5 protein-coding genes, 1 tRNA gene and 1 pseudogene are annotated in these 7,920 nt (G+C 44.6%); 3 read left to right on the plus strand and 4 right to left on the minus strand.

From position 1 onward, the window contains the following. Together AT710_08445 and AT710_08450 are read left to right on the plus strand one after the other, a co-directional pair. Positions 1–436: pseudogene (locus AT710_08445) on the plus strand. A 71-nt stretch (positions 437–507) separates the two neighbouring features. After that, positions 508–3,021, plus strand: a complete 2,514-nt coding sequence (locus AT710_08450) for an aminopeptidase (GenBank protein ID KUO90702.1) — start codon at positions 508–510, stop codon at positions 3,019–3,021. A 14-nt stretch (positions 3,022–3,035) separates the two neighbouring features. On the opposite strand, the gene AT710_08455 is transcribed toward AT710_08450, so the two are convergent. Both AT710_08455 and AT710_08460 read right to left on the minus strand, forming a co-directional pair. After that, complete coding sequence (locus AT710_08455) at positions 3,036–3,926, minus strand: hypothetical protein (protein KUO90703.1); 891 nt, start codon at positions 3,924–3,926, stop codon at positions 3,036–3,038. A gap of 154 nt (positions 3,927–4,080) precedes the next feature. Further along, on the minus strand, positions 4,081–4,836 hold the full coding sequence (locus AT710_08460; protein ID KUO90704.1) for a hypothetical protein: 756 nt from the start codon (positions 4,834–4,836) through the stop codon (positions 4,081–4,083). A 156-nt stretch (positions 4,837–4,992) separates the two neighbouring features. Here AT710_08460 and AT710_08465 point away from each other — a divergent pair, with 156 nt between their 5' ends. After that, positions 4,993–5,763, plus strand: a complete 771-nt coding sequence (locus AT710_08465; GenBank protein KUO90705.1) for a short-chain dehydrogenase — start codon at positions 4,993–4,995, stop codon at positions 5,761–5,763. 244 nt (positions 5,764–6,007) lie between these two features. On the opposite strand, the gene AT710_08470 is transcribed toward AT710_08465, so the two are convergent. Both AT710_08470 and AT710_08475 read right to left on the minus strand, forming a co-directional pair. Further along, the gene (locus AT710_08470) at positions 6,008–7,597 is read right to left on the minus strand and encodes an ATPase (protein KUO90706.1); all 1,590 of its coding nucleotides are present in this window, start codon (positions 7,595–7,597) and stop codon (positions 6,008–6,010) included. Positions 7,598–7,670: 73 nt separating this feature from the next. Further along, a tRNA-Thr gene (locus AT710_08475) sits at positions 7,671–7,771 on the minus strand. Positions 7,772–7,920: the final 149 nt, after the last annotated feature.

The raw sequence follows: 7,920 nt of genomic DNA on the forward strand, positions 1-7,920 counted from the left end.
TCTATACATGAAATTAGGGAAATACTTTGCAGAGCATTATGATGCTGTGGTTATGGAGGATATCTCCGTTAAGCAGCTCATTGGTGGGGCGAGTAGGGGGCTTAGGAGGAGCCTTCAAGACGCTGCCTTCGGCATGATGCGTACAGTAATAAAGTATCAGGTGGAGAAGTATGGGAAGGAGGTGGTTTTAGTGGATCCTAGGAATTCCTCGAAGGCGTGTGCCAAGTATGGATATGTAAAGGATGACTTAGCGTTGAGTGATGGGGTTTTCGAGTGCCCCAAGTGTGGCTGGACCGTGGATAGGGATTATAATTCCGCTCTCAATCACTTGAGGCGTGCGGGGTGGGTGCCGCCCGTGGTGCCCGTGGAGCTCCGCCCACTACCCGTGGCCCTCAGCTACGGGCAAGGCGGGGTGGGGAAGCGGGAAGCCCCTTAAGGGCGGGGTAGCTCACCAAGATGAAGTGGATCAATAGCTATATTTTTATAGTCCCATTCTCCTAATCAAGCATGTCGTTTATAGATAGCTACAAGTATAGAACTGGAAGGAATTTTGCTTTTCCTGAATATACGCCGCAATATCCTGTTAGTTATCCATTTTCTATTAAATCGATGAAGGCATGGATAGATCTAGATCCGGTAAATAAGTCGCTTAGAGGAATAGTAGAGTATTCGATAATCGCAATGCGAAGCATTAAGCGAGTTGTGTTGAATGCAAAAGAAATGGAAATACTTAGCGTTAATCATCCATTTGATTATGATGGCTCCACGCTCTTTGTGGAACTAGGCCAATTATCGATTAACGATTCAGCCACGATAAGGATAGAATATTCAACGAAACCAAGGCGAGGACTTTACTTCGTTGATCCTGATCCGAAGAGGGGGAATCCCGTATTAACCATTTGGACACAGGGGGAAAGCGAGGATAATAGATATTGGCTGCCATTACCTGATAATCCCAATATAAAATTCCCCACGCAAATAACAATAAGGGTTCCTCCTAACTTGATTGCCGTAAGTAATGGTGTACTAGTTGATAGAAAGAGTGTTGACAACAAAATTGAGTGGGTATGGGCATTCGATAAACCTCACTCGCCATATCTTATAGCGTTGGCTGCCGGCGAATTTGAGTCTATCAGTGATGAATGCGATGGGGTCAAGCTGGAGTATTACGTTCCCAAGGGACGAGCCAACGATTCAAGGCTCAGCTTCGCACATACGTGCGATATGATAAGGTTCTTCAACGAATTCACTGGAGTGAAGTATCCATACGCAATATATAAGCAAGTAGTCGTCGAGGAATTCATATATGGAGGCATGGAGAATACCACAGTGACTATATTAACTGATCAAACACTCCATGATGAACACGCGCATTGTCCCTACTCTAAGTATCCCTGTAAGTATGAGGACTTCAGCTCCGATTCACTGGTTGCACATGAGTTAGCGCATCAATGGTTCGGGGACCTAGTCACTACAAAGGATTGGGCCAATATTTGGCTTAATGAGGCCTTTGCGACGTACATGGATGCATTATATACCCTTCACAGCAAGGGACGGGATGATTTTCTATATGTATTATTAAATAATTTCAAGACTTATTTAGGAGAATATGAGAAGCGATATGCAAGGCCTATAGTTACTCGCCTCTATGGAATACCGGAGGAAATGTTTGATAGGCACACTTATGAGAAAGGATCCACAGTTCTTCATGCATTGCATGAATTGGTCGGTGATGATGCATTTAGAAGAGGCATAAAAAGGTACTTGGAGTCACATAAATTCGGCAATGCCGATACGGAGGACTTGAGAAAAGCTATTGAGACTGAGACAGGGGAGGACCTGTCCTGGTTCTTTGATCAATTCGTTTACTCGGGAGGCCATCCTGTGATAAAGGCTAAATGGGAGTGGGATCCCGATAATAAACTAGTCAAGATAAGCATTCAGCAGGCTCAGGATGTCGATTCATACCCAGTTTATAGGTTACCGCTTGATGTGAAGTTGGTTAATAGAAATGGAAAGCAAGTTATGCAAGTATTGATGACGGCTAAGGAACAATCAATAGCCGTGCCCCTAGATGCTAAGCCGCTCTATATCTGCATAGATCCTGGATTCAAATTACCCCGCATCGTTCAATCCGATAAATCCATCGAGGAAGCCAAGGCGGAGTTGGGAGATGAAGATATAATATGCAGGATAGAGGCAGTCGAGGCTCTCAGTAAGAATCCATCTCCCCAATCAGTTGCCGCACTTAAGAGTACATTAATGGAGGATGCATTCTGGGGCGTGAGAGCCGAGGCAGCGAGGGCATTAGGCCGCATAGGAACAAACGAAGCTAAGAATGCATTATTAGAGGCGCTTAAGAGGGAGGAGTCGCCTCGTGCCAAGAGAGTTATAGTGGAGTCCCTCGGCGAATTCAAGAGGGATGGGGAGGTACTTAGTGCATTGCAGAATTTGCTCAACGATGAAAAGGAGAGCTATTATGTTAGATATATGTCGGCGATCAGTATGGGGAAGCTGGGCATCGATGACTCGCGGAAATCACTGCTCGATGCATTGAGTTATGGTGGTCATAATTATGTGATAACGCAGGGAGCATTACTGGGCTTAGGGGAGCTTGGTTCCACGGATTTCCTTGACGTTATAATTAGGCACTCACTAGGTGATAAACCAACGCCGGTCAGAGTCGCCGCTATTCAAGCCATGGCTAAATTCCCTGGAAACAAGAAAGTGATTAATGAGTTAACAATATTGAGCAGAGATGATAATTTCAGGATTAGAAGCGCAGTGGTGGCGGCTGCCGGAGAATTAAGGGATGATAGGTTGCTTCCCATCTTGGATAAATTATCCTCTCAGGATCCAGATGGGCGGGTTAGGCGATTAGCTAGGGAGACGGCTTATAGGATTAGACAATTCCTAGAGAAGGGAGAAGAATACAAGAAGTTAAGGGATGAGATCGATGAAGTGAAGAGGCGGGAAATTGAATTAGAGGAGCGCATGGAGAGAATTGAGAGAAAAGCATGAAAATAATATACCATTTAATTAATCTTCTCTTCACCCTCATTACTTGCATCAATTTTCCCATTGCTTCGCAGCATTACATATTTTATGCATTCATCACTTATCTTTGATCCAAGAAGCAACATGCCCTCATCGGCATTTAATATATAATCACTATCCACGGCCTTCTTGGTGCAGTGAATGCCTAAATCAACTTCGTCAACCGTGAAGTCATTGCTTCCCATTATTTTAGCTATGGCTAAATCCTCTAGATCCGGCACGAGTTTTGCGGGGACAGGGGTGTTGATATCAACGCTATCCTTCCCTATCGCTATCTCCATGGGTGGGAATCCAAATGTATCGATATAACTTTTAATGTAGGTAGAATATTGATTTCTGCCATTAATTATCGCACTGCGCGTGGATTCTATGAATCTGCTCGTCTCATTATGCGTGGATTCCTTCACTCCGCCCCCAACCTCAACAAGCGCCCTCCGTGCGCAGTGGNGTGTGCCGCCCTCTATTGCTATTGGTTTAGTGCCCTCAACCGCATAAATGGCCGTCTCCTTACTTGATGCTACTTGTGTCCCTCCATATTCGACATTAAGGCAAACCAATCCGATTGTGGATATAAGTGGGTACCCATTGGGTTGAATGCCCATTTCATTGAGGAAACTGGTTAGTATGCTTGGCGTTACTTCATCTAGTTCCGCATATGATGCCTCTATGAATAATACGCCATCATCATCCAGATCCAATAAGGGCGCCTCTATTCCAAAGCCATTCCTAAAATCATCGAATAGAGGTCTATACTTATTTTTCACCCTCTCCAGCGATGTGGAGACATAGTTCCCAATTAAGGATAACATTTTATCCATTAGTCTCTTTACCTCCTCTTCCTTTACCTCCTCTCCATTATTATCCGACAATTTGAGTCATCTAGATATAGATAAGCATTTTAAAATATGTTTCGTTCATTGCCCTGCCCTAAAATTTTTTAACGACTCAACAGGGAGTTAATTAAGTGATGATTGACATGCCGAATGATCGGTGATTCTTCCCAGGGTAGCTGAGAAAAGCGAATTATCCCAGTATGAGCGTTAGAGCCATTGCATAGAATATGGCTAGCACCCCGGATAAGTATATGCCATCAAATGTTCCCATGCCTCCTATGTCTATTATGGCTGGCGATAATTCCATTACCTCCCTAAGATGCATTATGTCGGCTCCAATCAAGCTGCTGAGCACGCCCACAATATAGGCAGCTGCTGGGGATGCATTAAGAAACGTTGGCGACATTACGTATATTATTAGCGTTGTGGCAGTGGCGGATACTAGGGGTGGTAGGAATGCTGGCGTAGTTATGCCGATGCCGGGCACCACCTTAGCAGCCCTATTAACTATGAGCGTTGTTAATAAGAGGGAAATGATTACTCCCGCTAAAACTCTATGGGATATGTTCCACATCACATACATTAATATTATTGACATTATGGTGGGTATTATAGCTCCACCCACATTTACTGATACTATGCTTCTCTGTATTTGCCACATGAAGCTGGGGAGTCTAAATTGAAAGCCCATGAAATCTATGGTCACATAGCTCGGCATTATTGCCCTATACTTGGTCTCATAGACAGCGACATGAACCACGCTCCCCAATAAACTGAGCCCTGTTATTGTTAATGCCACAAATGTGCCATAATAGGCAGGGAAACCAAGTAACTTAAAGACAAGCATCAGGTTGACAATAGACATGGGTATGACGAACACCGCAAGCACTGAGTACAGTATTAACCTAATACCTCCGAGCGGAGAGAATACAAGTATCTTGAACACAAATACCCCAGAATACTAGGAATAAATGCATTACTTCCCGGCAAACTAATTTTAGGGAAAGCAGAAGACATCGACCTAGCTTTCAGATGTCAGGAAATCATTGCGACTCATGGATTAAACAGTAGATATTTATTCTAGTCATCATTTTTATCTTGCATGCAGATCGCCGTGGTTACAGGTAGTGGAAGAGGTATTGGTAGATCAATAGCCGTGAGGCTAGCTAAGGCTGGGTTTTCCATTGTAATAAATGTAAAGCGGCATATTGAAGAAGGAGAGGAGGCTCTGCGGGAAGTGAAGAAGCATGGAGATGGCATTCTAGTTCAAGCGGATGTATCTACTGTTGATGGGGCAAGTAAATTGATCAATGAAGCCATTAATGCGTTTGGTTCAATAGATGTCCTAGTAAATAATGCGGGATTAGGTATCGCAAAACCATTTATGGAAATAGATGAATCATTATGGGACAAATTAATAAGTACCAATCTAAAATCCGTCTACCTAGTTACTAGAGCTGCTCTTCCCCACATGATTAAGAAAGGCCATGGTAAGATAATAAATATAACATCCATTGCAGGCATAACTGGCCTTGCTTACTTGGTTCCCTATAGCGCAGCCAAGGCCGGCATAATAGGCTTCACCAAGGCATTAGCAGCAGAAGTAGGTCCTCTTGGCATAACCGTTNATGCCGTGGCAGCCGGCCTGGTGAAAACCAAGATGGGGGATTCCTTGCTTCAATATATTGGTCAAAACGAGGAGACGTGGGCAAAGGTGCACACATTGACGGGCAGTATTGTGGAATCAGATGAAGTAGCAGAGCTAGTTGCAGCATTAGCATCCGATAAGATACGCAACTTGATCGGCGAAGTAATAGTAATAGATAGCGGCTCCTCAATAATTGAGTCGCGACGATTCGTGCTTGATAAATGAAAGGCGGTCTCGCTCGCTTTTGACTTGNGGCTAGGCTTGTCCCCTTTTATCCAAGAGGGCCATTAAGTTCTAAAATGATTGATGTTCAGTGCAATAGTTCCATTCTTCTATCCTCCTCCCCATCCCTTGAGGGACTAGGTTTATCGCTCTCTTTATCACATAGATATTTCCTTTAGGTCTTGAATTTAGTTAGATTATCTTAACGGGGGTTAAGGGGACGGAAGACCCGTGAGGGCGGGGCAGTTCACTCTCGGGGCTCTACCTTTATATCGATATTATACTTTCGCTTGAGGCTCTCTAATTTAGGCAATACCCTTGATATTGTTATTCCCATATANCCCTCGGGCACTTTTATAACAATCATATTAGGCCCTCCGTACTCTATGGATAATTCGCTGGGCGGTACATACTTTCTCAGCGTTCTTGCTATTCTGCTTATTACTCTATAATCAGCGTGTTGGGGTCTGCCTTGCCTTTTTTCCTTTATTGGAACGACGAATGTTTCCTCTCCAAATACATAAACTTCATACTCCGCATCCCCACTTATGAAGTCCCTCACCGTAACGACTGGCCGCGCCAAATCCTGCTCCCGCATTCCTTCAGGTATCTTAACAGCCATCTCAAGGGAGTAAACCTTGCTTACGTCTCCTTTATCCATGAATATTATGGTATCCATTATTGATGGTAGCATACCTAGCTCCACTCTTCCTATGAATCGTTGAATCGCATCTATTGGCGTAGTTGCGTGAACCACGCCAACCATGCCTATTCCGGCCAGCCTTAGATCAACATATACCTGGAAATCCGCCGTATCCCTCATTTCATCAAATATCGTGTAATCAGGCCTAGACAATAGTAAAATATCGTGTATCTCCTCGGAGGATGCCATGGTCTTAGATAATTGCGTCACTTGTGGTGGGAGTATCATGTCTCTCGGTGATTCGATAGTCTTGACTATCTTATTCTTTGATAGGTAAAACTCAGCTAAGGCTTGGGCAAATGTGGTCTTGCCGGCTCCAGGGGAGCCTGCTATTAGTATCCCCTCAGCCCCCTCCTCTAGCCTGGCGAGTACCTTGGGATGAAGGGAATAATCCTCTATGCGTCGCTTCACCAATGGCTTCACGGCAGTTATTTCAATTCCATCGGACACGGGAGGAAACACGGCAACTATCCTAACATCCCTATGCTGTATTATCAGCGAGTGATCCCTCCTTACCTCAATCACTGTATCGTTGCTTCTATGGGCCATTGAGATCAATTCCCGCACCATCTTCTCCAACTGCTCCCGCTTCATTGGTTCAGTGCCTAGCGGCACCATCTCCCACGCCCCCGGTTTGCCCCTCTTGCCTAGCGGCACCACATCCTCCTTCAAGTGAACCGACATTAATCCCCTCTCTAATTGAAACATTTTTTCCAATTCAGAGATGTTTTTCTCCTTGCCTAGATACAAGTACTTTATTCTCATTACTTCACAGACGCTCTTCATCGTCTGATCGCTGGTCACTAAGGTGGCCCCTAATTCCCTGGCAACCTCTCTAGCGATTATGTCTATATCATCGACTCGGGCAACTTCTCTTGGCACGGTATCTATATATTCTATTCTAACAAAATCGGTAAGACCCATCTTGGCGATGGCATCATTGATGTACTCCAACTCCTCTATGCCTAGCTTGCCTATGGATGATCCCTTCTTCTCCTCTTCCTCAAAGAACCTCACGATAAGGGAGTGAATCAATACTTTCCCACGCACTTCACCCCTTATAACCGATTCCCTTAAACTACCATCAACTATGACGCTGATGTCCGGTACATAAACCTCATCGGCAGCCAACATCTCATTCAAGAAACCCATAGATAGGCAGCTTAAATACCTTTACCTAATCTAGATGTCTTAACACGAAAATAACTGGAGCCCCGGCCGGGATTTGAATTCCCGGGCGACCAAGGCCGCCACCCGGGACCTCCTGCTTACGAGGCAGGCGCTCCAACCAGGCTGAGCTACCGGGGCTCGTTGCCGCCTTAATCATTTATGCTTTTAAGGATTACGGAAGACATGTAATTCAAAGCCTACCTCGGCCTTGGGGAATTATGGAATAAATGAAAAAGCCCCACCTCTCTGAGGCTGGATAAAGATTAAACTATAAGTAAATTTCTTTA

The organism is Thermocladium sp. ECH_B (assembly GCA_001516585.1).
Lineage (GTDB): Archaea > Thermoproteota > Thermoprotei > Thermoproteales > Thermocladiaceae > Thermocladium.